Raw genomic sequence first — 25,411 nt, 5'->3', positions numbered from 1 at the left:
GCAGTTTATTTGCTAAGCCTTTCTTTTAATGCTTTGATATTTTCTCCATATTTGAGTGTAATAATTTCTTCGTGTCCTGTTGCTATATCTATGATTTTAACTTTCCTGTTACTTGAATCTCCTTTCCCGATTACAAACTTTGATCTATCTGCTCTCGGTTTGTCTAAAAGTCCAACAATATAATCTATGTAGTCTGAATATGTTTGTAACATTTCTTTTCTTTTTTCTAGAAGTGTGGCACGGTTATATATGCGCTCTACTCCTGTTCCTATATGGTGTCCTAACTGCGATTCAATAAGTTCGGATTGAAAATCCAACTGCTCTCGTAACATTGTACTTGCTGAACTTCTAAAACCGTGTAAGCAATGCGTTTCAATACCATAACCAAGTTTTCGCATAAACTTTGACAATCCCGATGAAGACATTGGACTGTGAATATCGCCGTGTTTGTGAAATACATAATGCTCGGACAGATTTTTTCCAAGAATATTATCGTTTTTTATTCTGTATTTCCTGATATCAATCAATAACTGCCGTGTTTGTTTGCTAAACGGTATCAGCAGTTCTTCATTGTGTTTCACTTTTTCTTTGGGAAGCTTTATAAGATTATCAAAATCCAAATCTATATCTTTCCATTGAAGTTTTAACATTTCACCACCGCGACAGAAATTATACGCCAAGAATAAAATTGCTCTTGTAGTGATATATTCAAACTCCGAATGCTCTCTGATTTTCTTTATCATAATCGCAAAATCATACGGGTCGATTATAGCGTTAAAATGTTTTTCAGATTTTGTCGGTATATTTATCTCTTGCGGTGTCGGAACTTCGGCGTCTGCTTTTGTATAGGCTGGTGGAGCATAGTAGCCGTTATTCTTTGCGAAAAGAAAAACCTTCCTTATATAACCGAGCATTTTATTTGCTGTAGCAATAGGGACATCAACAACTAAATCTCTGATTTCCTTTCTCTGGATATTTCTCAACCTTTTATTGTAGAAAGAGGCTGTTTCAATATATTTTCGTATAATCTTTAATGCGTTTATAGCGGTACTTTCTCGTTGATTGTTATGGTAAATATCAAACCATTTTTCGCACATAACAGAAAAATACGGGTTAAATTCTTTGTCGGAAATTTTTTCCATACGAGCTGCCCTACTCTTGCTAACAATTTTTTCGGCAGTAATATCAAGCGCATGGTTTAAAGAAATATGTTTGCTGTCTTTGTGATTTTTACTCTTTGGGTCAAAAAATCCAATGAACTCGTAAACAGTTTTACCATTAAACTTTGTTCTGATATACCATTTTTTTGCTAACTTCGATGTCTTCTGTGTGACATTCAAATACAAGTTTGGCGCAATGCGTATGCGTTGCGGTTTATCGGTTTGTTTTATGTTTTCAATATCTTTTTCTGTTCTGTATATCATTGCCACTACTCCTATTTTTTCAAACTTGCTATCCAGCGATTCAGATCGGACTTAAAGAAGAAAAGTGGTGTTGATTTACAAACATTTGGCAGTTTGTAATTACATGGCTGAATAAAAACTCCTCGTTTTATCCAGCGCTTGATTGTAGATTTGCTAACTCCTAAAAGTTCGCTAACTTCGTTCAATCGTATAAAGATTGATGACATTTCTATCCCACCTCTCCTTGTTTTGTAGTATAATTTCAGTAGGCAGACCTGACCTGCGTTGCTATTCACGATATATTTTATCGTTGTGAACGGTGTGAATATATTATAAAGTGTGAATTACGATTTGGCAAGCTCTGTGTTTACAAGGGTTTGTAAAATTGTACAGAGTAGTTCGGGGACGCCAGATTTATATTCTTGCGAGGGTAAATTTTGAATTACAAGCTTGCCGTTTTTGATATGGACGGAACTATTCTGAACACGCTTGACGACCTTGCAGCCGCGATAAATCACGGGCTGGATTATTTCGGTATGCCCGTGCGGACAACGGAAGAAGTCAGATGGTTTGTCGGAAACGGTATGCACAAGCTTGCAGAACGCGCTGTGCCGCAGGGAACCTCTCCTGAAAAGGTTGAAGAGGTTTTTGCCGAGATGCACCGTTTTTACAAAGACCACTGCGCAGACAATACAAAGCCTTACGACGGCATTCCCGAAATGCTGAAAACCCTGAAGGCTAACGGAGTGCTGACGGCAGTCGTTTCCAACAAGGCAGAATATGCGGTGAAAAGCCTTTGCAGGGACTATTTTGACGGGCTGTTCGACTACTCCGCCGGAGATAAGGAAGGGCGCAGAATCAAGCCTTATCCTGACATGGTTGAAGCAGTTCTTGAGCAGGCAGGCGTTGATAAAAGCGAAGCTGTGTACGTAGGGGATTCCGATGTTGATTTTCAAACGGCATTAAATTCGGGACTGTTTCCGATTATGGTTGACTGGGGCTTCCGCGGAGAGGCTTTTCTCAGGGAGCACGGCGCAGAGCTTGTTATTTTCAAACCGGAAGATATACTGCCGCTTTTGGGCATTACGGAGTAGAAATCACAGCATTTCAGGGAGGGGCTGCAATGAAAGAGACAAGACCGTACGTTTCATGGGAGCTTATGAATTCTTTTATGATTGACGCGTTTAAGGCATACGGAGTGCCGGAGGAGGACGCGAAAATCTGTGCTGACGTGCTTCTTGAAAGCGACAGACGCGGCATAGAAAGCCATGGCTGCAACCGTTTCAAGCCTATTTACATAGACCGTATCGTTAAGGGTACACTGCTTCCCGTCACAAATTTTGAAATTCTTAAGGAAACGCCGACAACCGTCGTTGCGGATGCCCACGACGGTATGGGAATGGTTGCCGCGCATAAGGTTATGACCATGCTGCTTGAAAAAGCGAAAAAATACGGCATGGCAGGCGGCGCGATTAAAAACTCCACCCACTACGGAATTGCCGGCTACTGGGCAACAATGGCAAGCAGAGAGGGTATGATAGGCATTACGGGAACAAACGCACGCCCGTCGACAGCGCCGACTTTCGGCGTTGAAAACATGATGGGGACAAATCCGCTTACCTTTGCCCTTCCGACGGACGAAGATTTTCCGTTCTGCATCGATTGCGCCACGTCAATAGTCCAGCGCGGAAAAATAGAATATTACGCGCGCGAAGGCAAGCCGACGCCTGCGGGCATGGTTATTGCCCGCAACGGTTCCGTGCTTACAGACAGCGAGCAGATTCTTGAAGACCTTGTGAACAAAACAGCCGCGCTTGCGCCTTTGGGCGGCGTCGGCGAAGAACTTGCAGGCTACAAAGGCTACGGCTACGCGGCAGTTATAGAAATACTTTCGGCTGCGCTTGCTGGCGGCAAATTTATGAAAGCACTCACGGGAATTGATAACAACGGCAAGCCGCGTATGTACTCTCTCGGACACTTCTTCTTTGTTGTTGACCCCGACGCGTTTATGGGCAGAGAAACGTTCAGAAAAACAGCCGGCGACATCTGCCGTGCGCTCAGGGCATCGCAGAAAGCGCCTGACGCGGAAAGAATTTATACTGCGGGCGAAAAAGAGTGGCTTGCATGGCTTGACCGCAGGGACAAAGGCGTTCCTGTCGGAGAAGCCGTACAGAAAGATTTAACCGACGTGCGCGACGCGAAAAATCTGCCGTACACGTTCCCGTTTGAAAGGTAGGAGATGAACTGCATGGAAGAACAGACTGCAAGAAGAATTTATTTCGTACGCCACGCCAGTCCTGAAATTGAAGCCGGTACCTATTACGGCGGGGGAACAGACCTGCCGCTGAGCTACGACGGAACTCTGCAGGCAAGAGCGCTCGGCGCAAAAATCGGCATTAACCCGACAAATATTTACACAAGCACAATGCTTCGTGCACGCCAGACTGCCGAACTTATGTTCCCTTCACGCAAGGAAAGCATACGCGAAGCGGAAGGACTGCAGGAAATTTTCATGGGCGAATGGGAATGCAAAACCTTTGACGAAGTGCGCAGCAAGTGGAAAGAAACCTTTGAAATTCCGGGCAAAGAATTTGCCGACTGCTGCTGCCCGGGAGGAGAAACCTTCCGCCAGGTGCAGACACGTGCCGTAAACGCTCTTGAAAAGCTGCTTGAGGAAACAGAGGGCGATCTGCTTGTCGTTTTTCACGGCGGTGTAATATGGACTTTGCTCTGCCATTATTTTGATTTTAACCTCAACAAGGTTTTCTTCTACCCGATGCAGTACTGCTCAGTATGCGAGCTGGAGAAAAATCAGTACGGCATGCGCCTTGTGCGCTTCAACTGGACGCCGGAGCTTGCAAGCACCGGTGGCGGCTGGACAAAATAAACAAGGGACAATTACAATAAAAAACAATTACGATAAAGTACAATTACTAAAAGAAACAATTACAAAGAGAACCAATTACGATAAAAAAACAATTATCAAAACCGTTAGAACTTTTTTAGTCCGTCTTCCTGCAGAAATCCGAAAGATTGCAGGATTTGGTGACGTCAATCTTTTCAAAATCTGTCAAAGGTTTAATTAAAAACGGCGCGGGAGAGATTTCCCACGCCGTTTTGTGATGCCGTTTGTGTCTTATATTTCGCGGTTCTGCGCCGTGTAGTGCGTGTGGAGCAGTTTGTGCGATTTTTCGCCGCAGGGTTCGCCGAAGTACTGTTTGTAGATTTCTTTGATCTGCGGGTTGTTGTGCGACTGGCGAAGTTTGCTCGTTTCGTCCACTTTGTAGATAGCAGCCGTACGCGCCGCGCGAATCTGCGCGTTGACCGGCTGGGGCTGTCCGCCGCCGCCTATGCAGCCGCCAGGGCATGCCATGACTTCGATGAAGTGGTAGTCTGCTTCGCCGGCGCGGATTTTGTCCATAAGGATGCGGGCATTTTTGAGCGTGTGGGCAACGGCGAGTTTGACCGTGACTGTTTTGCCGTCAACAGGTACGTCAACCGATGCTTCTTTAATGCCTTCCATGCCGCGTACAGGCGTGAAGACGATGCCTTCAATTTCTTTGCCGGTAAGTACAAAGTGTACTGTGCGGAGTGCCGCTTCCATAACGCCGCCTGTAGCTCCGAAGATTGCCGCCGCGCCTGTCGATGTTCCAAGGGGATCATCGTAGTCTTCTTCCGGCAGGTTCTTGAAGTCGATACCGGCATTTTTGATCATGCGGGCGAGTTCGCGCGTCGTGAGTACCGCGTCAACGTCGGGGATTCCGGGGTTGGACTGGAGCTGCGGACGTACACATTCCGATTTTTTCGCCGTACAGGGCATGATTGATACGCTGTAGATTTTTTCAACAGGTATGCCGAGTCTTTCAGGCTCATAGGTTTTCATTAACGCGCCGAACATTCCCTGCGGTGATTTCGCCGTTGAGAGGTGTCCGAGAAGGTCGGGGTATTTCATTTCGATGAAATTGATCCAGCCCGGTGAGCAGGAGGTGATCATCGGAAGCACGCCGCCGTTCTTGATGCGGTGCAGGAATTCTGTGCCTTCTTCCATTATTGTAAGGTCGGCTGAGAAGTTGGTGTCGTAGACTTTGTCGAAGCCGAGTTTGCGGAGAGCCGCAACCATTTTGCCGGTTACGATTTCACCCGCGGGAAGTCCGAGGGCTTCACCGAGAGCAACGCGGACTGCCGGTGCTGTCTGTACGACGGTGAATTTTTCAGGGTCGCCGATTGCGTCAAAGACTTTTTCCGTGTCGTCTTTTTCAGTAATTGCCGCTGTTGGGCAGACTGCGCTGCACTGTCCGCAGAGCGAGCAGGTTACGTCGCCGAGTCCAAGGTTGAATGCAGGTCCGACCACGGTGTTGAAGCCGCGGTTGATGAAGCCGTAGACGTCAAGTCCCTGATGTTCTGCACAGGCTCTTACGCAGCGTCCGCAGAGGATGCATTTGTTGGGTGTGCGGACGAGTGACGGGTTGCTGTCGTCAACAGGGTTGTCGCGTTTTGCGCCTTCAAACGGAATTTCGCGGATGCCGAGGTCGGCAGCGATTTTCTGAAGTTCGCAGTCGTTGTTTTTCTGGCAGGTGAGGCAGCTTCTGTCGTGGTTGGCAAGAAGCAGTTCAACTACCGTTTTTCTTGTTTCGCGGACGAGCGGCGTGTTCGTGTGAACAACCATTCCGTCGGCTACCGGATAGACGCATGCTGCGCCGAGGTTTCTCGCGCCTTCGATTTCAACCATGCATACGCGGCAGGCGCCCGCTTTGCTGAGTTCCGGATGGTAGCAAAGCTGAGGAATGCGGATGCCGGCAAGTGCCGCCGCTTCGATTACGGTATAATTTTCGGGCACTTCAACTGTTACGCCGTCTATTGTAACTTTTACCATGATGTTTTCTCCTCTCTGCTCCGGATTTATTCGCGGACGATTGCCTTGAATTTGCAGTTGCTCATGCAGACGCCGCACTTGATGCATTTGCTCTGGTCAATGACAAACTGCTGTTTGATTTCGCCGCTGATTGCACCTGCAGGGCAGTTTCTTGCGCAGAGGCTGCAGCCTTTGCAGGCGTCCGTTATGCGGTAGCTGATAAGTTTCTGGCAGGCTCCCGCCGGGCATTTCTTGTCTTTGATGTGTGCTTCGTATTCGTCGCGGAAGTAGCGGATTGTCGAAAGTACAGGGTTCGGAGCTGTCTGTCCGAGTGCGCAGAGCGCACCGGCTTTGATTGAGCGGGCAAGTTTCTGCAGTCTTTCGATGTCGCCTTCTTTTCCTCTGCCTTCGGTGATGTCGGTGAGGATTTCAAGCATGCGTTTCGTTCCTTCGCGGCACGGCGTGCATTTTCCGCAGGATTCCGACTGCGTGAAGGTGAGGAAGAATTTCGCGACGTCAACCATACAGGTCGTTTCGTCCATTACAACAAGTCCGCCTGAGCCCATCATTGCGCCTGCTGCGATGAGTGAGTCGTAGTCAACAGGTGTGTCAAGCAGTGCTTCAGGCATACAGCCGCCTGAAGGTCCGCCTATCTGTACGGCTTTGAATTTTTTGCCGTCCTGGATGCCGCCGGCGATTTCAAAGATGATTTCGCGCATTGTGATTCCCATGGGAACTTCTGCGAGGCCGGGATTGTTGATTTTACCTGTGAGGGCAAATACTTTCGTGCCTTTTGATTTTTCGGTGCCGTACGCTGCGTAGGCTTCGCCGCCGTTTCTGATTATGCACGGGACGTTGCCCCACGTTTCAACGTTGTTGATGTTTGACGGTTTTTCCCAGAGTCCTTTTACTGCAGGGAACGGGGGTCTCGGACGCGGCATGCCGCGCTGGCCTTCAATTGACTGCATAAGAGCTGTTTCTTCGCCGCAGACAAATGCGCCGGCGCCTTCTTTGACGTGGAGCTTGAAGCTGAAGCCTGTGCCAAAGATGTTGTCGCCGAGTACGCCTGCTTCTTCCGCCTGTGCGATCGCCTGGTTCAGACGTTTGATTGCGAGCGGGTATTCCGCGCGGCAGTAGATGTAGCCTTCATCCGCGCCGATTGCGTAGGCACCGAGCGCCATGCCTTCAAGCACTGCGTGCGGGTCTCCTTCGAGAAGGGAACGATCCATGAACGCACCCGGGTCTCCTTCGTCGGCGTTGCAGATGATGTATTTTTTTGATCCCTGTGATTTGCGGCAGAAACTCCATTTGAGTCCTGTCGGGAAACCGCCGCCTCCGCGTCCGCGGAGCCCTGATTTTTTGACTTCTTCGATTACGTCTTCCGGCGTGAGCGTAAGCACTGCTTTCGCGAGCGCTTCGTAGCCGTCTGCTGCTATGTATTCTTCAAGTGAGTCAGGGTTGATGTAGCCGCAGTTTTTAAGAGCGTTTTTGCGCTGTTTCGCGTAGAAAGGCATTTCGGAGTAGGCAGGAAGGTCTACAGCTTTTGCACCTTCAAGAGGAATGCGCGCGATTGCTTTGTCTTTGAAAACGCTTCCGCCGACTACGTGTTCGGCGAAGATTTTTTCAACGTCTGCGGCTGTTACCGAACCGTAGGTGACGCGGTCTTCGCCGGGGCGGACAACGTCGAGAAGCGGTTCATTGTGGCACATGCCTATACAGCCTGTTGAATAGACGCAAATCTTGTCTTCAAGTCCGAGCTTTTTAATCTGTTCTTCGACGGCTGAGAGTACTGCTCTGCCGCCTGCCGCTATGCCGCAGGTGCCCATTCCGAGAATGATCTGAGTTTTGGCGTCGTTTCTCGCTTTAAGCGCCGCTATTGCGTCGGCTTTAACCTGATGAAGCTGGTCTATCGTTTTAATCTGCATTGCTGTTTCCCCCTTATGCGTTCGCGTACGTGTCGAGCATTGCGCACGCTTTGTCGGTCGTGAGACGTCCGTGCGTGTCCTCGTCAACCATTACGCAGGGAGCAAGGGCGCAGGCTCCGATGCAGGCGACCGTTTCGATTGTGAATTTCAGGTCGTCCGTCGTGCATTTGTCGTCCGAAAGTCCGAGTTTTTTCTGCATGGCTTCGAGTACGACTTTGCCGCCGCGTACGTGGCAGGCTGTGCCCTGGCATGAACGTACGATGTGTTCGCCTCTCGGCTCGAGATGGAACTGTGCGTAGAAGGTTACGACACCGTAAATTTTGCTGATGGGAACATCGATTGCTTTGCTGATTTTAATCAGCACGTCTTTCGGAAGATATCCGAAAATTTCCTGGGCTTTCTGGAGCACCGGAATTGTAGCGCCTTTAAAGCCCTGGTACTTTGCGAGAAGTTCGTCAAGAAGCTTCTCTTTTTCTGCTGCGGTTACCGCCATGAAACGTACCCTCCTTATGGGGAATTTAATGCTTTTTGTCTGCCGGCTCCTGCCGCCGGCTTTAGTACCATGCAACACCGTGCGCGCACACATAAGCCGTGCACCGGTACATGCACAAAAATCCGTATAGTATTATCGGGCATTTTGCCCAAAATATCAAGCCTTATTCCTCTGATGTTTTTATCAAATCTATTACGACAATTTCAGGCTTGCAGAAAATTCTTACCGGAGGACCAACGTACCCCGCGCCGTCAGCCTTGCAGAGCAGTCCGCCCTGCCTGCATTTTTTCAATTTTCTTCCGGAAGCGATTCCAAGTTTGCGGAAAAGAAGCCGCGTTAAAGCTATGCCGTGTTTTGCGCCGGAGAGCTGCAGGTCAAAGTGCGTCTGCTGCCCGTCTTCCACAAGCTGTCTGTGACGCAGCACAAGAAAGAAACTGTTTTTATGCACGTATTCGTTGTCAAGAATCAGCTGCTCGGATTTTGAAAGCCCCCACTGACCTTTGATAAGATGATCCCTGTCTCCGTAGCCGCATATTGTAATACCGGCAGTTTCTTCCGTTCTGCCGTCAAGCAGCGTAAAGCCGCATCTTTCAAGAAAATCTGCCGCTTCCGATTTGTCTGTATAGTCATGGCAGCCGAATACGGCAAATTTGCCGCATGGCGCGTACAGGTCGGACAAGCGTGTCAGTTCTTCCCCGCAGTCAATTCCGAGACGCTCGTCTTTTATGTCGCCGGTGCAGACTATAACGTCGGGCTGCTGTTCGTTGACTGCCGCAACAAGTTCTTTCAGATATCCGCTGCCCGCCCAAAGTCCGGCGTGAAGGTCAGTGATGTGGACAATCCTGATTTTATCGCGCTTCAGCTTGGGCGACCCTGTTTCAATTTCGGTAATAATCAACCGCGTTTCCCGCATGCTGAAGAAGAACGTCAGCAGTCCGGCAAGAAGAAGCGAAAGAAGTATTACGACTGCCGATTTTAATGACGTTTCAGGTTTAAAGCAGAGCAGAAGCGAATATACGGCAGTGTCAAAGAGCAGCCACGAGCCGAAAGCGCGTTCGTCATTTCTGTTTGCTTCATATCTTTTCAGGGGAACGAAGTATTTCAATACAAGCCAGCCTGCGGCAAAAATCAGGTTAACCGCCGCGTAAAGCACGGCGGGGAACAAACCGCGCGTTCTGAAAACAGCATAGCTGCGGAAAATAAGCCAGCAGAAGGTTATTCCAAAGGCTGCACGGTATAAGACGCTTGACGTAACGGGCGGTTTTTCCGCTTTGTTGATTTTTTTAAGCATTCGCGTACACTGTCTGCGCCCTATATCTGCGCCGAATAAAGTCTGCCGAAGGATTCCAGCAGCTTTTCACAGAAGGGGCGTTTTCTCCATTCTTCAAGCTTGAGTTCGCGGCATTCTTTAAAGTCCTCTTCAAACTGCCGTTCGAACTTTTTGTTTATTGTTTCGTCATATATGAAGAGCTGGTCTTCAAAGTTTATTTCAAGCGAACGCACGTCAAGATTGCAGGTGCCGGCAGAGCAGATGTCCCTGTCTGAAAGAAGGGTTTTGGCATGTATGAAACCGCGCCTGTAGAGCAGTATTTTTACTCCCGCCGAAAGCAGTTCTTCAATGTGCGCCCTGCCCCCCCAGTAGACCAGAAAATGATCTCCTTTTTCCGGAAGGATTATGCGTACGTCAACGCCGCTGAGAGCAGCCATGCGCAGGGCAGAAGTAATGAAAGGTCCCGGAACTATGTACGGCGTCGTTATCCATACTCTTTCTTTGGCGCGCGATATCATGCTCATAAAGCCCATTTCGATTGAATGCCAGGGGGCAGAAACCCCGCTTGGAACCACCTGAACAGGCTGTTTTTTCCAACCGGTAAAATCGCTCTGATAGACGACGCCGTCCTCTTTAATTACCTGTTCGGGTTTTTCGGTAGTCCTGTCTTCCCAGTCGGCAAGGAATATTTTGTGCAGCTCTTTTACGGCTTCGCCTTCAACTCGGACGTGCGTGTCGCGCCAGAAGCCCATGCGCCCTTTGTGTATGTAATTTTTGCTGAAATTAAGACCGCCCGTGTAGGCAACAGTTCCGTCTGCCACGCATATTTTGCGGTGGTTTCTGAAGTTCATTTTTCTGCGGAACATAGGAAATGATACCGGCATAAAGGACATACAGCGCACTCCGGCGTCATTCAGGCTGCGGACGTATCCCGCGGTTATTTTCCGGCTGCCGATTGCGTCGTAAAGCACCCTGACTTTGACGCCGCGCCGGACAGCGGCAATAAGCGTTTCGCGCAGTTTTCTGCCTGTTTCGTCGTCTTTGATGATAAACGACTGGAGATGTACGAATTTTTTTGCCCCGTTTATCGTTTCAAATATATCAGCAAAAGTTTCTTCCCCGTTTATCAGCGGGGTAATGCGGTTATACCAGGTAACCTCCGCGCCTGAAATTTCACGCAGCATTTGAGCTGTCTGCAGCTGCAGGGCCTGTCTTTCCCCGGTTGGAACCGGCAGCATTTCGCGCGGCCGAAAACTGTGTCTTCTGCGCAGATTGTCAAAATCGGGACCTATAAGCAGATATATGAACAGACCGAGGAAAGGAACAAAAATAAGTACGGCAATCCAAAGCAGCGTTCTGTCCGGATTGCTGTTTTCAAGAAAAATAAGCGCCGCGACTATAAGCGCGTATATGACGATAAAATAGCTGCTGTAGCTTCTTACCTTGTACAGCGCTGCAGTAATATATCCTGTGACTTCCGGACGCAGCGAAATTGCGTCAGCTGCGCTGACAATAATGTTGTCGTTGACAAAATCAACAATTGACGGAGCCGCGCCTATCAGATACGCGGCCAGTATCGCCGCAAGTACGTATCGTGTTCTCTTCCACATCTGCTGTTTCCTCTCTTGTTACATACATTATTATACGGTAAAATATCCGTCAGGACAAAAGAAGTTGTTTTAAGGGGCTGATTCTTGATGAAAAACAGGAAAATAACGACGCTGCTGCTTGCAGTTCTTTTAATTTCAGCCTTTTCAGGCAGAGCATGCGCTGCTTTCCCGGATAACCCCATGACTGCGGAAGAAATGACGCGGCACAATGACGCGTGGGGCTTTACCCATAAGGATGGCGTCGTTCTCGCGCTCTGCGGCGGAGGAACAAAGGGGCTTGCCCACGTGGGCGTTTTCGAGGTGCTTAAGCGCGAGCACATCCCTGTCGCCGCAATAGTCGGCACCTCTATGGGCGCAATTATGGGCGGGCTTTTCGCAACCGGCTGGACGCCGGAAGAAGTGCGAGAAACGGTTCCGAAGCTTAATCTTATGGAGGTAATTTCCGGCAGACAGGATAAATCTCTTGCCTCGGAAAGCACAAGCTATCAGCCGAAGAACAACGAACGGCTTTTTAACCTGAATATCACCGGAAAAGGAGAGGTGCTTGGCAAAAAGGCGCTGCTGAGTTCGAAGGATTTGTACCAGCTGCTTCAGGAGCTTACGTCGCGCGTTTCGGAAACGGATTTTGACCGTTTTCCGACACCGTTTGCCGCAGTTTCAACCGACCTGCAGTCGGGAGAATCCGTTACGCTGCGCTCCGGCAATCTTGCTTCCGCCCTGCGTGCGTCAATGTCTCTGCCGGCAATTTTTGAGCCGTGGGAAAGAGACGGGCGGCTGCTCGTTGACGGCGGTCTGAAAGCTAATCTTCCAGTTTTGCTTGCAAAGAAAATGTTCCCCGGGCATCCAGTTGTTGCCGTAAATCTTTCCCCTATGTCAATAGAAGGCAAGAGCGGCAAACTTGATTCCATGTTTGCCATTGCGGCGCAGTCGCTTGAAATACTTATGCATGATCAGATTATAGAAAACTGCAAGGCGGCGGATTTGGTTATCCAGGTGGACTGCAAAGGACTGGGAACCCTTGATTCAGGCGGCTACGACAAAATTATGGACAGAGGCGTTGCTGCCGCAGAGGAAAAAATAGACGAGCTGAAAACGCTTGTAGACAGCTATCACCGGTATGTTCCCGTTGCAATGCACAGCGGGCCCGAGCCTTCAAAACAGCTTATTGTAGGGGAGCTTGTAGTTGCCGGAGTACCGCAGAACATTGCCAAAACTTTCCAGGAGCGCTACCGCGGCTGGATAGGGGAACCGCTTGACATGAAAGACATTTCCGCAGCCGTAAAGGAAATGTCTGCCCGCAGCGAAATAAAATCGGTTGAACCCAAAATAGATAACATCAGCCGCGACATAGTACGCGTAACGCTTGACGTGCAGCAGCCTCCAAAGGTCGAGCTGAGTCTGTCGGGTTACAGCTCAAACCTTAACAGTGACCGCTGGCTGTCCGTTGCGGCGCTCAGCCACAATCTGCTTCTTGACGGAGATACCGCGGACTTGGAACTGCGCGGAGGCACAAACTGGGGAATTATGGGACGCTACTTTACGCCGCTTACCAGAAACAACTGGCAGCTGGGTCTGTCCGCGTCACTGGTTACCGAGGACAATTTCTTTGGTTCCAAAAACGATAACGGATACGTAATCGTTGACGGAAAAACTTACTCTTTCGTTAACCGTGACTCGGAAAAATTCAAACGCTTCAGCGGCAAGGCAATGATTTACAAAAACTTTGCCAAAGACAAAATCAGGCTCGGCGCAGGTTACGCAGTCGGTCACACAGATTATGACTACAATCTGACGTTTGTTTGGGACGACAGCAGGAAAACCTTTTCAGACAAAGATGAAACTCTGCGGGGCATAGCTGCATCCATAGGCATAAACTCGCTTGATGACCCTGTTGTTCCTACCAAAGGTTTTGCTCTCATGAGCGATATATGGTTCCCGCACGGCAAGGATATTTTCTCCCGGACGGAGTTTACCGCAAAAATTCCCCTTAAATCAAACTGGCTGATTTCGCTGACCGGCGGTTTGCATACCGCGGCCTACGGACTTCAGACAGACGGCTTTATGCCGCCGTATTACGCACTGCTCGGGACAAGAAACGAGCTCTGGACACTTGCATCTGAGCCTTTGTTCGGCGAACAGGCATACTGGGGCAAGATAGCTGCTTCAAAGGTGCTGATGAAATCCTGGTGGGGCGGTATAAACACGGAATTTTTCGTTGCCGGAGGCAGAACTTCGGAAAATTGGAACGAAACGGCTTATACTGCCTGGGAAGCAGGTATTCAGTTCGGTATTCCGACGAATTTCCTGCCCGGCTCTTTTATTGTTGCCTACGGACAAAGCAGGGCTCACGGCGCGCTGTTTGAACATTACAGACCTGACAGAAACGAATTTGTAATCGGCTACACGCTCGGCATACCGAAATGGTGGAAAGGCCCGCTGCCATAAAAGATAATTACGAATGACAAATGACAAATTACCAATGACGAATGACGAATTACCAATTGTGGTGTCAGAATAAATTCTGACATTTAAGGTAAAACCGTAAAACAAAAGCCTTTAAGGCATTAAGAGGTTCTAACTTAATGTTGGCTTCAGCCAACACCTTAATTGGTACTTGGTAATTCGTAATTGGTAATTATAAAAGAGGCGGCTTACTGCCGCGCTCTTTTTTTGTCCAGTTCGTCCAGCTCGATTATGCACCACAGACAGGTTACCGAAAGCACTCCGAGTATCGGTGAAAGCAGCCTGCCGGTGTAAAGCGAAAGCATCGCGGAGGCAATGCCCGCCAAAAGAAACGCAGGCCAGACTTTTTTCGTAAACCGTTCTTCGCTTTTTATAACTATCGGATGAAAAATCCAGATTATAAACAGCGTTGCCGCACCGACAATAATGCCGTCAAAATTCAGTATGTCAGTTATACACCCTGCCGCACACAATTCATTCATTTTGCTGCCTCCTTTTTTCAAGCCACTTTTCTGCTCTTTCCGTCAGGTCGCCCTGCAGTACGACCTTGTTTTCTTCAACGTGCGCCCCGCAGCCGAGGGCTTTCCGCATTTCCTTTGCCAGGGCTTCAAGCCCGAAAGCCGCGTCCTGCGGAAAAACCACAAGGGTGACAACCTTTCCGCCGCGTCCGGCGGTCTGCCGCTGGAGGCTGTAACGCTGAAGCTTTGCTTTGTGTACGGTATTTTCGCTTTTGGAGACAGCCGGCGAAACCGTATTTTTAACCTCTTTTTTCTCAGTATTTTTACCGAGAAGAGCGCCGAGTGACAAGCCGAAACTTCCGCCGTTAAGCGAGATTTCTTCAGGGAGTTCCTTTTTCTTTTTACCGTTCTTCATGGGAGTTCAAAATACCCCTTTCACATTTGTGCCGCAATTTGGTATGATTATACAGTCATTTAATAATTTCGGCGAGGCGTTTTCATGGACGGACTTGAGCTTTACAGGCAGAACCTGCTTTCTTTTATAAAAATGATCGGCGGCTACGGCGATCTGCTGGAGCTTCATTCAGGCACAACAGCCGCCTTTTCGGGCACTCCTTACGCGGATGAAAACTGGGCATTGTTCCCAACCGAAATATCTGCTGAAGACGTGGAAACCGTCAAAGAATTTTTCGCGACCTACGAAGTGCCTTTCATAGTGCCTCATAACCCAGGCACGGGCAGAATCTTCTTAAAAGCGCTGGAAAACGGCGGGCTTACTGTACAGTCGCACTATACCGCCATGCAGGTGTACAATCCGCGCGAAAAAAAGCTGAAACAGATGCCTTCGCCGGAACCTTTGCCGAACGCCCCAAAAAAAGAAGCCGAAAAAGAAGACAGCTACGGCGACGTAGTTAAAATTGAAAACGAACGCCGGTTCTTTGAATGGTGCGAAGCAATGTGGCGCGGTTTTTCTGCGGAAGGCGTGCTGACACAGGGTTATTACGAACTTCTGCGGTACCTTTTCAGCCGCGGGGAAAACGAATTTTACGCGCTGACAATCGGCGTTGAAATAATCGGCACGGCAATGCTGCACAAAACGCAGCTCGGCAGAGGTCTTTATTATTTCTCTGTTGTCCCCGAACAGCGCGGACAGGGCAACGCCAAAAGACTGCTTGAAGGCATAATAAAGCACACGGACTGCGCAAAACAGCAGAAGCTTGTGCTGCTGGCTACGGAAGAAGGCAGAGGCTTTTACGAAAGCCAGGGCTTTGAAATCATAAACGACATACCTGTCCGCATGCTTTGCAGCAGCGACGGCGGACAGCCGTCGGAGGAGTAGGCAATGACAGACAGCAGGCTTGAAGAGCTTTGGCGCGGCGCCGCCATGAAATATCCGGTGTGTATTCTGAGCGGCGTAACAAAAAGCGACGTAATCTACGAAATTTCCGAAGGAGCAGACACGCTGGAAAAATTGAAAGAAAAACTTCCCCTGTGCAGGAACAACGAATGTGCCGCGCACTCGCCGGCAGGACGCGGCTGCAAAGAAAACGCCGAAGCGCTGCTTGAAATATACGCTCCGGTGTGGAAAATGATGAACGAAAACAAATGCAGCTGCGGCAAAAATAAAACAAAATAAAATAAAAACCTCCGCTAGGAAGGTTTTTATTTTTGTCAGTTGTTGCTGCCGCTTCTTCCGGGGTCGCGGCGGATTTCAGGATAGCTGCCGCTCAAGCCCGTACCCCTGTCCGTTTCAAAAACAGTTCCCGTCCGATACGGCTGTGGCGTGTAGTCAGCGGCTGTTTCCTGAACAGCCGGTGCGTAGAAACGCCCGTTGATCATAACTCCGCCGGGAACCTTTTCCGCAAGCTCAACATCCCTGTTAGGAGCAGCAGCGTTCGGCGGCGCTGGGGGTGAAATTCCCGGATCCTGCCTGTATTCGCCTGGGTCTTGCCTGTACTCGCCCGGATCCTGTCTTTGCTCGTTTCTTGAAGAATTTATCAGCGCTCCGAGTATAAGTCCTCCTGCAATCCCTGCCGCCGCTATTCCCCAGCCGCTGTTTCCGCTGTGTCTGTGGTGATAATGTCTGTGCCCGCAGCGCGGCGAGGCAAAAGCCGCCGAAGAAAACAGCATTAATACCGCCATCGGAAGAGCAATATATTTCAATGTTTTTCTGATTTTCATTTTGCTGTCCCCCAAGTGCCTATTTTTTGTGATATGCGTTGCAGTAGCAGGCTTCCGTACAGTTGCACGGCGTCGGACTATATTTGTCCAGACAGTTGCAGCCCTCCGCGCATACGTTGTAATAATAGTTTGCCGCAGGTGCCGGAGTATACGACACAGTGCTTCCGAGTATCAAACCGACGGTAAATCCTGCCGGCCAGAACCAGCTGTCATACCGGTAATATCCGGGGCCGTAATAGTAATAACAGCGCGGCCCCCAGCTCCAGTGTTCGTGGTAATGCCAGTGTATGGGCCGTCCGCGGTATGAATGGTAGTAATAATGTCTGCCAGGTATGCGGCCTCTGTACTCATGATAGTGATAATGCGTGCCTGACGTATGCGGCCGTCCGTGGTCATGATAGTGATAGTGCATGCTTCCCGTGCGTGAACGGCTGTATCCGCCTGTTCCGATACGGTTGCCGCGGGGAGTGCTTCCTCTGCTGACAGAATGTCCTCCAGAATGTCCGCTGAAGCCTCCGCCCCTGCTGAATGAATGACCTCCGCCAAAGCCGCCGCGTCCTCCCGAGTGTCCGCCTCCGCCGTGTCCGCCGCGCGCAAAAGCCGTTCCCGCAAGGGCAAGACTCAGCGCCAGCGTCAGAAAAAATACGGCTGCCATTGCGAGTGCCGTCTGTTTTATTGGTCTTTTTATCCACCGTGTCATCCTTACCGCCTCCGTTTTCTTAATCGGGTTTCCCTGTTGGTGTAACTAAAGTATATTCCCCGTTTGTGTGGGAATTTTGAAGAAAATGTGGGGATTTTGTGGGGATTTGAAATTTATTTAAAAATTTTCCCCGCAGCCGCAAGACATAAAAAAATGCCCGGCGCAGGCCGGGCAGATACGCTTGCATAAAATTACTGCGCTTTTTTGACAAGCCTGTTGAGCGCGTTGACTACCGGTTTGATACGCTTGTCGGTTGCAGGTTTTCCGAGCGCTGCCTGGGCTGAAAGTGGTTTGCCCCAGTATGCCTTGCTTGCGTCCCTGTTCTGGTTAAGCTGGCTTCCGTCAAGCGCGAGCCCCGCAAAAAGTCCTTTTGACATTGAGTAGCTGTAGATTGCCGCCGCCGCTCTGCCGTCTGTTGCCGCTTTCGCATCCCTGCCTACAGGACCTGCGGCGATCGAAACGTCTCCGCCGAGAGTGAGGCTGTTTCCGCCAGTAAACGCGCGGACACCGGCTTCATTTGTGATGACAAGGACAAGCGCCGTTTCGCTTGCGCCTATCTGAAGTCCGAAGCTTGCGCCTGCAATTCCCATAAATGCAGGACCTGTCCATTTACCGTTTTTGCCTTTAAGAAGCACTATTCCCTGTCCGCCCATGCCTCCGACGATAAAACCTGCTTTGCCGACACGCGGGAAAATTGCTACGCCCCTGCCGGAAGCGATAACGTCGCCGAGACTGCCGGCGTCATTCTGCGCCGCCATTTCGTCAAGCACCTGCGCCGCAAGTCTGATGCGTCTTTCATGTGCGGCTTCCGCCCACGCCGTTCCTGCCGCGCAGAAAAGCACCGCAAGAACCGCAAGCAGGGCGATTGTCTTCAAACTCTTTTTCATTCTGACAACCTCCTTCCGTTGCACTATATTTATACCATACATTTGCGGTTTGCGGTGAAAAAGAATTATAATAGAGGGGTAATGTTTAACAGAAAGCCGGTACAACTATGGTAGACAAAATTTTCGCGCCGTGGCGCAGCGAATACATACTCTCCGGGGATAAAAAAGAAGGCGGCTGTATCTTCTGCGACTATCCGAAAGAAGACAAGGACGAAGAAAACCTCATAATCCACCGCGGGAAGCTCTGCTTCGTTATAATGAACCGTTATCCATACAGCGCGGGGCATCTTATGGTTATACCCTGCCGCCATCTGCACAATTTTGCGGAGCTGACGGCAGACGAGCTGACAGAGCTTATGCAGCTTGCCCAAAAGGCTGTTGAAACTCTTACAGAGGTTATGCGCCCCGACGGCTTCAACCTCGGAATGAACATAGGAAAAGTCGCCGGAGCAGGCATTGACCAGCACCTGCACCTGCATGTGGTGCCGCGTTGGAACGGCGACACAAACTTTATGCCTGTCGTCGGTGACACCCGCGTAATTTCAGAGGCGCTTGAATCCGCATGGAAGCGGCTTAAAGAGGGATGGATTCAGTAAACGCTTTTTTCAGGGCTCCGTCGGTCGAGACCGACGTTGAAACAACTGTAAAGCGCTCGCGCTTCATCGGCTCCGTGCGCAAGGTTCTGGATGCCGTCGCAGCGCAGGAAAAACTGAAAGAAATCAGCGCAAAATTCCCGAAAGCGACGCACTACTGCTGGGCATACAGAATAGGAACAGGCAGCGTGCTTGAACACTGCTCAGATGCGGGAGAGCCCGCGGGAACTGCAGGCCGCCCTATTCTCGGCGCTTTGAAACGCTGCGGGCTGGACAACACCCTGCTGGTTGTAACCCGCTACTTCGGAGGCATAAAGCTCGGTGTAAGAGGGCTTATCGACGCCTACGGGGAAGCGGCAAGGCTCGCCGCAGAAGCCTGCGAAGCTAAAGAAATGGAATTCTGCCTGCCGCTCAGGCTTGTCTGCGGCTACGACTATTCAAAAACGCTGCTGACGACCCTTGACAAATACGGCTTCGGCGAAGAAGACCGAACGCTGAACTACGGCGAAACAGTCGAAGTGCGGCTTGAAATACCGCTTGTCAGAACAGACGAAATCACGCCGCAGCTTGAAGAAATGAAAGCAAGAAACTTCCTCCTTGCGCTTGAATGGGGAAAAGAAAAAACGGTGAGAGAAAGAAAGCTGTAGGCTATAAGCTATAAGCTAAATGAAAAATGCAAAGTGCAAAATGAAGAACGAGCTGGAAGCTTGAAGCAATAAGCAGTAAGTCAAAAGCCTTAAAGGTTCTAAAAGCTTATAGCGTATAGCGGTTCTTCGGGTAATTGGCTCTTTTGGTAATTGTATTTTATAGTCATTGTTTCTTATCGTAATTGGTTCTTATAGTAATTGATTTTTATATTAGGGGGGCGGCAACATGTCGGAAAATCATGACTGGGTAGCATTTGTAAGGGAATTTCAGGAAAAATTTGAAAATCCGAAAGCGGATATGGCGGAGCTTATCCGTCACAGGCTTATGCTTGTTGAAGAGGAATTCAGCGAACTGAAAGAGGCGGCGGAAACCGTTGCAAAAATGTACGAGAACGGCATTGAAAATACGGAAGAATTTAACGCGCAGAACGTTGAAATAATTGACGCGCTCGGTGACCTGTGCGTTGTTGAAATAGGAATGGCAAATCTGCTCGGAATGGACATAAACGAAGCAATGCACCGTATCTACGAAAGCAACATGAGCAAACTCGGCGAAGACGGCAAGCCTGTTTATTATGCCAGCGGCAAGGTTGCAAAAGGTCCGAATTACTTTAAGCCGAAGCTTGACGACCTCGTGGACTGCAAAAAAGGCGCCGAATTCGCGGAAAAACTGCGGAAAGCGCATAAAGACAATGAATAATACAGAATGGATAATGAAGAATTAAACCCGTCAAAGGCTCGCTTCGCACCTGGTTAGCAATAAGCTGTAAGCGTTAAGCTTCAGAACCTTTTTTTAAGGCTTTTGCTTTTAGCTTATGGCTTATTGCTTACTGCTTATTGCTTCTCTTCGTCTTTCTGCGGACGGCGACAGCCGTAGCGCAGAATCCAGCGTCTTTTTCCAGTGTCTTTGGTTTTTGTTTTTAATAGCTCGCTTCGCTCGCGAAAGTCACTGGTTCTACCCCTCCGGGGCACAGGCTGCACTTCCGCTGCGCTCCATGCAGGAAGACGATGAGGTGAGTTGTTCTCACTTTGCGCGAAAAAAAAGGACTCTGCCAAACAGAGTCCTTTTAATTTGCGGTAAATTGCGGCTCTTAACAGACAGGAACTGTCCAGCCGAATTTGTCTTCGATTTTGCCCCACTGAATTCCTGTGAGCGTGTCGTAGAGGTGCTGCGCCACGGGGCCTGTTTTGAAATCGTTGATAAGGAACTTTTCATCGCCGAGGTCAAGTTCCCCAATAGGTCCGACTACGGCGGCGGTTCCGCAGCAGAAACATTCCTCAAGCCTGCCGGCGCGTGCTGCTTCGCGGATTTCGTCAACGCTGATAAGGCGTTCTTCGCACGGAATTCCCTCGCTTCTCATAATTTCAAGAATTGACATTCTGGTAATGCCTGGAAGAATTGAACCGGTAAGCATCGGCGTAATGACCTTGCCGTCAATTTTGAACATAACGTTCATGCCGCCGCCCTCTTCAATATATTTCTTCTCGATTGCGTCAAGCCAGAGCACCTGGGCAAAACCCTTCTGCGCCGCCAGTTCACCTGCGCGAAGCGAGCAGGCGTAGTTGCCGCCGCATTTCGTATAACCAGTGCCTCCGCGTACGGCGCGGACATCGTCAGGCTCAATCATCATGCGTACGGGGTTGACGCCTTCCTTGAAATAGCTGCCGACGGGGCTTGTGATAATTGTAAAAATGCAGTTCTTCGGTGTTTTAACGCCGAGGTGAACGTCATTTGCAAATTCGATCGGACGGATGTAAAGAGACGTGCCGAAACCGTCAGGAACCCATGCCTGGTCAATTTTTACGATCTCGCGGAGAGCTTCCATAAAAAGCTCCGCGTCCATCTGCGGCAGGCAGAGACGCTCGGCAGAACGCTGCATGCGCTTGATATTCTCTTCCGGACGGAAAAGCTGGATTTTGCCGCTTTCCGTGCGGTATGCCTTCATGCCTTCAAAAATTTCCGGCGCGTAATTCAGCACCTGTGAAGCGGGTGAAATCGTAAAAGGGCCGAAAGGCACTATACGCGCGTCATTCCAGCCTTTTTCCGGTGAATAATCGCATATAAACATGTGGTCGGAAAATACTGAGCCAAACGGAATTTCTCCGATGTTTTCAGGGCACTTGCCCGGGTTTTGAACCTTTTCAAATCTGATTGCCATAAAAAATCCCCTCCGCTGCGCAATGTATGGAAAAAATAAATACTGCCTGCTGCGAGCAATTATAGTACGATTGCTTCCGTTTTTCAATTTGCGGGCGGCTGCCTGCGCAAAAATTGTGTAAAAATTGCGTAAAAATACTTATTTTCAAGCCGGCTGCGCCACTGTATAATAGCAGACAGCAAACATGACGGGAGTGACGTAAAATGACAGACAAAATCACCATAGTCCTTGCGGACGACCATCCGCTTACAAGAGAAGGAATGAAAGCATTTCTCACCGCAAACAAAGATTTTTCTGTCGTCGGCGAATACGCGGACGGCGAAGCGGCATGGGAAGGCATACAGGCTCTTTGCCCGCAGGTTGCCCTGCTTGACATCCGCATGCCGAAGCTTGACGGCGTCAGTCTCGCAAGAAAAATACAGGAAGCGAAACTCAGCGTAAGAACGCTCATGCTTACCTCCTACGACGCCCAGCAGTACGTGATTGCTTCACTCCGTGCCGGAGCAAGCGGCTACGTGCTGAAAACAATTGCCCCCGACAGCCTTGCGCACGCCATACGCACGGTCGCGAAAGGCGGAGTTTATCTTGACAGCGAAGTGTCGTCAATGGTCAACAAAGACTTCCCGCCCGAAACAGTATCAGCCCGCGAAAGAGAAGTTATGACACTTGCCGCGCAGGGACTGTCAGGCAAAGAAATAGCCGACAGGCTCTACATCAGCGAACGCACGGTGCATACGCACCTTGCGTCAGTGTACGACAAACTCGGCGCAAAAAACAAAACGGAAGCCATGCTTCTGGCAATAAAATACGGCTTGATAACGCTTGACGAACTCATCACAGAAAACGCGGAATGAAAAAACTTGAAAAAATAAAAAACAGCATACTGCTGCGGCTTACAGCCGCAACAATGCTGCCGATAATCGGCTCCCTTCTGCTTGTATGGTACGCTTTCAGCCAGTACAAACGTTCTATGGCGCTGAACTATTCCATACCCTACGCGAAAAACATGGCATACATGTTTATGATAGGTTTTCTCGCGTTTTTCAGCCTCTACGGACTCTACTCGCTGTGGAAGCTGATACTGAAACCGCTTAAAAAACTTGAAGACGACATCTCCTCCTTCAGCTGGGGCGAAGAATTTCCGGAAGAAACAGACAGCGAAACGGCGGAAGAAATACTCCGTCTGCGCAGAACAATAACAATGCTCGCGCACGACGCCGCGGAAAACGCGCAGCTCAACCGCCGTTACCTGAGCGACATAGTCAAGGCGCAGGAAGAAGTGCGCTCAAACCTCGCAAGGGAAATACACGACGGACCCTTGCAGGAAATCACCGCTCTTGTACAGCGGCTGCGTCTCATTTCGCTCTCGCAGAATCAGGAAGAAGCCGCAAAACGCCTTGACGAAGCGGAACGCGTCTCAATGTTCTCAGTCAGGGAACTGCGCGAAGTGTGCAACAACCTCACTCCGCCGTGGCTTGAACTCGGATTAAGACAATCGCTCATCGAGCTTGCCGACAGACGCGCGAAACTCTACGGCATAAGCATATTCACATCAGAAATTGAAGAAGTTGACCTGAACGAGGAACAGACGCTTGCATTTTTTCGCGTAGCGCAGCAGGCTCTCTCAAACACGGCGCAGCACGCCGGCGCCAAATCCGTCCATATACGGCTGATAAACGGGGAAGACTTTGTCCGCATGGAAATAGAAGACAACGGAAAAGGCTTCATTGTCCCCGAAGACTTGAAAAAAGTACGCACAACGGGGCACCGCGGACTTTCCAACATGTACGAAAGAATGAAACTGATAGGCGGAAGCTGTGAAATCAAATCGCAGCCGGAGCAGGGAACAAACGTTGTCTGCGAACTGAAAACAGCGGCTGCCGAAATTTAACCGGCAGACAGTCCAAACAAAAAACTCCGGCAGGTTCCGGAGTTTTTTATTTTGAAACGGTTTTTGAAAGTTGTTTTTTACTTCATATTTATCTTAACAAGCCTGAAATCCTTCTTGCCGACGCGAAGCTGGATATAGCCTCCGTCAAGCATATCACCTGCGCCAAGCTCCCTGCCGTCATACTTCTCGCCGTTCAGGTAAATGCCGCCTTCCTTCAGCTTGCGCTTTGCCTCGCCCTTTGACGGACAGCCGCCGCTTGCCACAAGCAGCTCCGCCATGCCGCCCTCAGGCAGCGCGTCAAGCTCCGTGAACGGAATTTCCGCTGAAAGCGTGTCAAGCAGCTCCGCATTCGCGTCGCGGATATTCATCTCGCCGAACAGGACGGCGGACGCGTCCTTTGCGCGCTTTGCCGCCGCTTCGCCGTGAACCCTCGCCGTAAGCTCGTCCGCAAGAATTTTCTGACCTGTGCGGAGATGCGGCGCTTCGTTGTGCTTTGCAAGAATTTCCTTTATCTCCTCCGTCGGGCGGAAAGTGAAAAGCTTGTACAGCTTTTCAAGATCCGAGTCATCGCAGTTAATCCAGAACTGATAGAACTTGTAAATACTCGTCCGTTTCTCGTCAAGATAAACGGCGCCGCTCTCCGACTTTCCGAACTTCTTGCCCTGCGAATTGAGCAGCAGCGGGAAAGTCATGCCGTAAAGCTGCGCTCCGCGGCGTTTGCGCGCCAAATCCATACCGGCAATAATATTCACCTGCTGGTCATTGCCGCCCATCTGCAGCGTTGCGCCGTAATCCTCATTCAGCTTGTCAAAATCAAACGCCTGAAGCAGGATATACGAAAGCTCCGTATAGGTAATCGACTTGTCAGGGTCCATAACGCGGCTGCGCACGTAATCGCGGTTGACAAGAAAACTCACGGGGAAAAACTTGCCCGTATCGCGCAAAAATTCTATAAGATTAAGCTTACCGAGCCATTCGTTGTTATTCACAAGAATTGCGCTGTTTTCGCCGCAGCTGAAATCAAGGAAATGCTCAAGCTGCTTTGCGATACAGGCAACGTTATGCTCAATTCTCTCATTGTCAAGCAGCTGGCGCTCCGCCGTCTTGCCCGAAGGGTCGCCTATGCGGCCTGTGCCTCCGCCCGCAATGGCAATCGGACGGTGTCCGAGCTTCTGCAGCCACGCGAGCCCCATAATAGCGACAAGATTGCCCACGTGCAGACTGTCTGCGGTAGGGTCAAAACCGATATAGCCGGTAACCATATTGTTCATAAAATGCTGTTCCAGCTCCTCCTCGTGGCTTGACCACTCCACAAAACCGCGTTCGCGGAGAATTTTCAGCGCGTTCTGATACATCTTCATACCCCGTTTCAGATAAAACTTATACAAACCGGCATGATTATAACAGAAATAAAACTAAAATGCTAAAAACAACGCGGGAAATAAAAATCCCGCGCCGTTTTTAATTTGCCCAAATGTTTCGCCATACGCTATTGGCTATAGGCTTTGGCGCTGAAGCGCCGCTGTGTATAGTGACGCAGGCACACAAAACATAAGCTTTAAGCCGTTAGCAATAAGCCTTAAGCAGAATAATGTGAGAAAATCTTATTAAAAATAAAATCTTTTCACCGCTTTTGGCTTACCGCTTCCAGCTTAACGCTTAAAGCTGTACTTAAACAAACGATGAACTAAGAACGGGAACGAAAAACAAGTGATAATCTGAACCTGATAGTTCTGCGTTCTTCGTTCTTCGTTCTTCGTTCGGCGTTCGCTTCACTCCGGATTACTTCCTACTGGGCTGGGCGCAGATGTTGCTTGCGCCGTCCGTTCGTTTTCTGTCCAAAGCCGCAGGGCTCTTGCTTTCCCTGCCTCCTTCCCGA

General features: G+C 49.7%; 25 protein-coding genes. 11 read left to right on the top strand and 14 right to left on the bottom strand.

Features of this window, described 5'->3' with window-relative positions:
• Positions 1-5: 5 nt before the first annotated feature.
• Complete coding sequence (locus tag KBS54_00565) at positions 6-1,424, bottom strand: site-specific integrase (GenBank protein MBQ0054628.1); 1,419 nt, start codon at positions 1,422-1,424, stop codon at positions 6-8.
• A gap of 11 nt (positions 1,425-1,435) precedes the next feature.
• The gene (locus KBS54_00560; GenBank protein ID MBQ0054627.1) at positions 1,436-1,630 is read right to left on the bottom strand and encodes a helix-turn-helix domain-containing protein; all 195 of its coding nucleotides are present in this window, start codon (positions 1,628-1,630) and stop codon (positions 1,436-1,438) included.
• A gap of 210 nt (positions 1,631-1,840) precedes the next feature.
• Between KBS54_00560 and KBS54_00555 the strand changes: the two genes are divergently transcribed.
• The 3 genes from KBS54_00555 to KBS54_00545 are packed head-to-tail and all read left to right on the top strand — an operon-like array spanning position 1,841 to position 4,290.
• Positions 1,841-2,497, top strand: a complete 657-nt coding sequence (locus tag KBS54_00555) for an HAD family hydrolase (protein ID MBQ0054626.1) — start codon at positions 1,841-1,843, stop codon at positions 2,495-2,497.
• Between the two features lie 29 nt (positions 2,498-2,526).
• Positions 2,527-3,639: an Ldh family oxidoreductase gene (locus KBS54_00550; protein ID MBQ0054625.1), complete on the top strand. Its 1,113-nt coding sequence runs from the start codon at positions 2,527-2,529 to the stop codon at positions 3,637-3,639.
• Positions 3,640-3,651: 12 nt separating this feature from the next.
• Complete coding sequence (locus KBS54_00545; GenBank protein MBQ0054624.1) at positions 3,652-4,290, top strand: histidine phosphatase family protein; 639 nt, start codon at positions 3,652-3,654, stop codon at positions 4,288-4,290.
• Between the two features lie 249 nt (positions 4,291-4,539).
• On the opposite strand, the gene KBS54_00540 is transcribed toward KBS54_00545, so the two are convergent.
• The 5 genes from KBS54_00540 to cls form a co-directional block, all read right to left on the bottom strand.
• Positions 4,540-6,276: a [FeFe] hydrogenase, group A gene (locus KBS54_00540; GenBank protein ID MBQ0054623.1), complete on the bottom strand. Its 1,737-nt coding sequence runs from the start codon at positions 6,274-6,276 to the stop codon at positions 4,540-4,542.
• A gap of 26 nt (positions 6,277-6,302) precedes the next feature.
• Positions 6,303-8,180 (bottom strand): NADH-quinone oxidoreductase subunit NuoF, encoded by a 1,878-nt coding sequence (gene nuoF / locus KBS54_00535; protein ID MBQ0054622.1) that lies wholly within the window; start codon positions 8,178-8,180, stop codon positions 6,303-6,305.
• Positions 8,181-8,193: 13 nt separating this feature from the next.
• Positions 8,194-8,673, bottom strand: a complete 480-nt coding sequence (locus tag KBS54_00530) for an NAD(P)H-dependent oxidoreductase subunit E (protein MBQ0054621.1) — start codon at positions 8,671-8,673, stop codon at positions 8,194-8,196.
• Positions 8,674-8,836: 163 nt separating this feature from the next.
• Entirely contained in the window at positions 8,837-9,964 is a 1,128-nt protein-coding gene (locus KBS54_00525; protein MBQ0054620.1) for a metallophosphoesterase, read from the bottom strand.
• A gap of 20 nt (positions 9,965-9,984) precedes the next feature.
• Positions 9,985-11,553 carry a cardiolipin synthase gene (cls, locus tag KBS54_00520; protein MBQ0054619.1) on the bottom strand — a complete coding sequence of 523 codons (1,569 nt, stop codon included), beginning with the start codon at positions 11,551-11,553 and terminating at the stop codon, positions 9,985-9,987.
• 87 nt (positions 11,554-11,640) lie between these two features.
• Between cls and KBS54_00515 the strand changes: the two genes are divergently transcribed.
• Positions 11,641-13,998 carry a patatin-like phospholipase family protein gene (locus KBS54_00515; protein MBQ0054618.1) on the top strand — a complete coding sequence of 786 codons (2,358 nt, stop codon included), beginning with the start codon at positions 11,641-11,643 and terminating at the stop codon, positions 13,996-13,998.
• A gap of 206 nt (positions 13,999-14,204) precedes the next feature.
• Here KBS54_00515 and KBS54_00510 read toward each other — a convergent pair whose 3' ends face one another.
• Both KBS54_00510 and KBS54_00505 read right to left on the bottom strand, forming a co-directional pair.
• Positions 14,205-14,498, bottom strand: a complete 294-nt coding sequence (locus KBS54_00510) for a DUF4491 family protein (GenBank protein MBQ0054617.1) — start codon at positions 14,496-14,498, stop codon at positions 14,205-14,207.
• Positions 14,491-14,889 carry a translation initiation factor gene (locus tag KBS54_00505; protein ID MBQ0054616.1) on the bottom strand — a complete coding sequence of 133 codons (399 nt, stop codon included), beginning with the start codon at positions 14,887-14,889 and terminating at the stop codon, positions 14,491-14,493. The genes KBS54_00510 and KBS54_00505 overlap by 8 nt, the downstream gene beginning before the upstream one ends.
• An 84-nt stretch (positions 14,890-14,973) precedes the next feature.
• On the opposite strand from KBS54_00505, the gene KBS54_00500 reads away from it, so the two are divergent.
• Both KBS54_00500 and KBS54_00495 read left to right on the top strand, forming a co-directional pair.
• Positions 14,974-15,813, top strand: coding sequence for a GNAT family N-acetyltransferase (locus KBS54_00500; GenBank protein MBQ0054615.1), 840 nt, complete (start codon positions 14,974-14,976; stop codon positions 15,811-15,813).
• A 3-nt stretch (positions 15,814-15,816) separates the two neighbouring features.
• The gene (locus KBS54_00495) at positions 15,817-16,110 is read left to right on the top strand and encodes a hypothetical protein (protein ID MBQ0054614.1); all 294 of its coding nucleotides are present in this window, start codon (positions 15,817-15,819) and stop codon (positions 16,108-16,110) included.
• Between the two features lie 35 nt (positions 16,111-16,145).
• Here KBS54_00495 and KBS54_00490 read toward each other — a convergent pair whose 3' ends face one another.
• From KBS54_00490 to KBS54_00480, 3 genes are all read right to left on the bottom strand, one after another.
• Entirely contained in the window at positions 16,146-16,655 is a 510-nt protein-coding gene (locus tag KBS54_00490) for a hypothetical protein (GenBank protein MBQ0054613.1), read from the bottom strand.
• Positions 16,656-16,674: 19 nt separating this feature from the next.
• Positions 16,675-17,355 (bottom strand): hypothetical protein, encoded by a 681-nt coding sequence (locus KBS54_00485; protein ID MBQ0054612.1) that lies wholly within the window; start codon positions 17,353-17,355, stop codon positions 16,675-16,677.
• A gap of 191 nt (positions 17,356-17,546) precedes the next feature.
• Positions 17,547-18,242 carry a lipid-binding SYLF domain-containing protein gene (locus KBS54_00480; protein ID MBQ0054611.1) on the bottom strand — a complete coding sequence of 232 codons (696 nt, stop codon included), beginning with the start codon at positions 18,240-18,242 and terminating at the stop codon, positions 17,547-17,549.
• A gap of 107 nt (positions 18,243-18,349) precedes the next feature.
• On the opposite strand from KBS54_00480, the gene KBS54_00475 reads away from it, so the two are divergent.
• The 3 genes from KBS54_00475 (at position 18,350) to KBS54_00465 (ending at position 20,182) form a co-directional block, all read left to right on the top strand.
• Positions 18,350-18,838: an HIT domain-containing protein gene (locus KBS54_00475; GenBank protein MBQ0054610.1), complete on the top strand. Its 489-nt coding sequence runs from the start codon at positions 18,350-18,352 to the stop codon at positions 18,836-18,838.
• Positions 18,826-19,482: a YigZ family protein gene (locus KBS54_00470; protein ID MBQ0054609.1), complete on the top strand. Its 657-nt coding sequence runs from the start codon at positions 18,826-18,828 to the stop codon at positions 19,480-19,482. The genes KBS54_00475 and KBS54_00470 overlap by 13 nt, the downstream gene beginning before the upstream one ends.
• Positions 19,483-19,708: 226 nt before the next feature.
• Positions 19,709-20,182, top strand: coding sequence for a nucleoside triphosphate pyrophosphohydrolase family protein (locus KBS54_00465; protein ID MBQ0054608.1), 474 nt, complete (start codon positions 19,709-19,711; stop codon positions 20,180-20,182).
• Between the two features lie 391 nt (positions 20,183-20,573).
• Here KBS54_00465 and KBS54_00460 read toward each other — a convergent pair whose 3' ends face one another.
• A complete protein-coding gene (locus KBS54_00460) occupies positions 20,574-21,641 on the bottom strand; it encodes a branched-chain amino acid aminotransferase (protein MBQ0054607.1) in 1,068 nt (355 codons plus the stop codon).
• A gap of 203 nt (positions 21,642-21,844) precedes the next feature.
• Here KBS54_00460 and KBS54_00455 point away from each other — a divergent pair, with 203 nt between their 5' ends.
• Positions 21,845-22,495, top strand: a complete 651-nt coding sequence (locus KBS54_00455) for a response regulator transcription factor (GenBank protein MBQ0054606.1) — start codon at positions 21,845-21,847, stop codon at positions 22,493-22,495.
• Positions 22,492-23,532: a hypothetical protein gene (locus tag KBS54_00450; protein MBQ0054605.1), complete on the top strand. Its 1,041-nt coding sequence runs from the start codon at positions 22,492-22,494 to the stop codon at positions 23,530-23,532. Before KBS54_00455 ends, KBS54_00450 begins: the two co-directional genes overlap by 4 nt.
• 77 nt (positions 23,533-23,609) lie before the next feature.
• Here KBS54_00450 and KBS54_00445 read toward each other — a convergent pair whose 3' ends face one another.
• Positions 23,610-24,887: a tyrosine--tRNA ligase gene (locus KBS54_00445; protein ID MBQ0054604.1), complete on the bottom strand. Its 1,278-nt coding sequence runs from the start codon at positions 24,885-24,887 to the stop codon at positions 23,610-23,612.
• Positions 24,888-25,411: the final 524 nt, after the last annotated feature.

The sequence above is a fragment of the Candidatus Equadaptatus faecalis genome, assembly GCA_018065065.1.
Classification (GTDB): Bacteria; Synergistota; Synergistia; order Synergistales; family Synergistaceae; genus Equadaptatus; species Equadaptatus faecalis.
The sequence above is the reverse complement of the archived record's forward strand: the minus strand, read 5'-3'. Positions and strand labels throughout refer to the sequence as shown.

Bases quoted from the DNA above. Each gene is read 5' to 3' on its own strand.
- KBS54_00485 (MBQ0054612.1), bottom strand. From the start codon at position 17,355: ATGACACGGTGGATAAAAAGACCAATAAAACAGACGGCACTCGCAATG.
- KBS54_00475 (MBQ0054610.1), top strand. From the start codon at position 18,350: ATGGTAGACAAAATTTTCGCGCCGTGGCGCAGCGAATACATACTCTCC.
- KBS54_00495 (MBQ0054614.1), top strand. From the start codon at position 15,817: ATGACAGACAGCAGGCTTGAAGAGCTTTGGCGCGGCGCCGCCATGAAA.
- KBS54_00560 (MBQ0054627.1), bottom strand. From the start codon at position 1,630: ATGTCATCAATCTTTATACGATTGAACGAAGTTAGCGAACTTTTAGGA.
- KBS54_00515 (MBQ0054618.1), top strand. From the start codon at position 11,641: ATGAAAAACAGGAAAATAACGACGCTGCTGCTTGCAGTTCTTTTAATT.
- KBS54_00550 (MBQ0054625.1), top strand. From the start codon at position 2,527: ATGAAAGAGACAAGACCGTACGTTTCATGGGAGCTTATGAATTCTTTT.
- KBS54_00450 (MBQ0054605.1), top strand. From the start codon at position 22,492: ATGAAAAAACTTGAAAAAATAAAAAACAGCATACTGCTGCGGCTTACA.
- KBS54_00500 (MBQ0054615.1), top strand. From the start codon at position 14,974: ATGGACGGACTTGAGCTTTACAGGCAGAACCTGCTTTCTTTTATAAAA.
- KBS54_00540 (MBQ0054623.1), bottom strand. From the start codon at position 6,276: ATGGTAAAAGTTACAATAGACGGCGTAACAGTTGAAGTGCCCGAAAAT.
- KBS54_00460 (MBQ0054607.1), bottom strand. From the start codon at position 21,641: ATGGCAATCAGATTTGAAAAGGTTCAAAACCCGGGCAAGTGCCCTGAA.
- KBS54_00445 (MBQ0054604.1), bottom strand. From the start codon at position 24,887: ATGTATCAGAACGCGCTGAAAATTCTCCGCGAACGCGGTTTTGTGGAG.
- KBS54_00510 (MBQ0054617.1), bottom strand. From the start codon at position 14,498: ATGAATGAATTGTGTGCGGCAGGGTGTATAACTGACATACTGAATTTT.
- KBS54_00480 (MBQ0054611.1), bottom strand. From the start codon at position 18,242: ATGAAAAAGAGTTTGAAGACAATCGCCCTGCTTGCGGTTCTTGCGGTG.
- nuoF (MBQ0054622.1), bottom strand. From the start codon at position 8,180: ATGCAGATTAAAACGATAGACCAGCTTCATCAGGTTAAAGCCGACGCA.
- KBS54_00470 (MBQ0054609.1), top strand. From the start codon at position 18,826: ATGGATTCAGTAAACGCTTTTTTCAGGGCTCCGTCGGTCGAGACCGAC.
- KBS54_00465 (MBQ0054608.1), top strand. From the start codon at position 19,709: ATGTCGGAAAATCATGACTGGGTAGCATTTGTAAGGGAATTTCAGGAA.
- KBS54_00525 (MBQ0054620.1), bottom strand. From the start codon at position 9,964: ATGCTTAAAAAAATCAACAAAGCGGAAAAACCGCCCGTTACGTCAAGC.
- KBS54_00545 (MBQ0054624.1), top strand. From the start codon at position 3,652: ATGGAAGAACAGACTGCAAGAAGAATTTATTTCGTACGCCACGCCAGT.
- KBS54_00530 (MBQ0054621.1), bottom strand. From the start codon at position 8,673: ATGGCGGTAACCGCAGCAGAAAAAGAGAAGCTTCTTGACGAACTTCTC.
- KBS54_00490 (MBQ0054613.1), bottom strand. From the start codon at position 16,655: ATGAAAATCAGAAAAACATTGAAATATATTGCTCTTCCGATGGCGGTA.
- cls (MBQ0054619.1), bottom strand. From the start codon at position 11,553: ATGTGGAAGAGAACACGATACGTACTTGCGGCGATACTGGCCGCGTAT.
- KBS54_00505 (MBQ0054616.1), bottom strand. From the start codon at position 14,889: ATGAAGAACGGTAAAAAGAAAAAGGAACTCCCTGAAGAAATCTCGCTT.
- KBS54_00455 (MBQ0054606.1), top strand. From the start codon at position 21,845: ATGACAGACAAAATCACCATAGTCCTTGCGGACGACCATCCGCTTACA.
- KBS54_00565 (MBQ0054628.1), bottom strand. From the start codon at position 1,424: ATGATATACAGAACAGAAAAAGATATTGAAAACATAAAACAAACCGAT.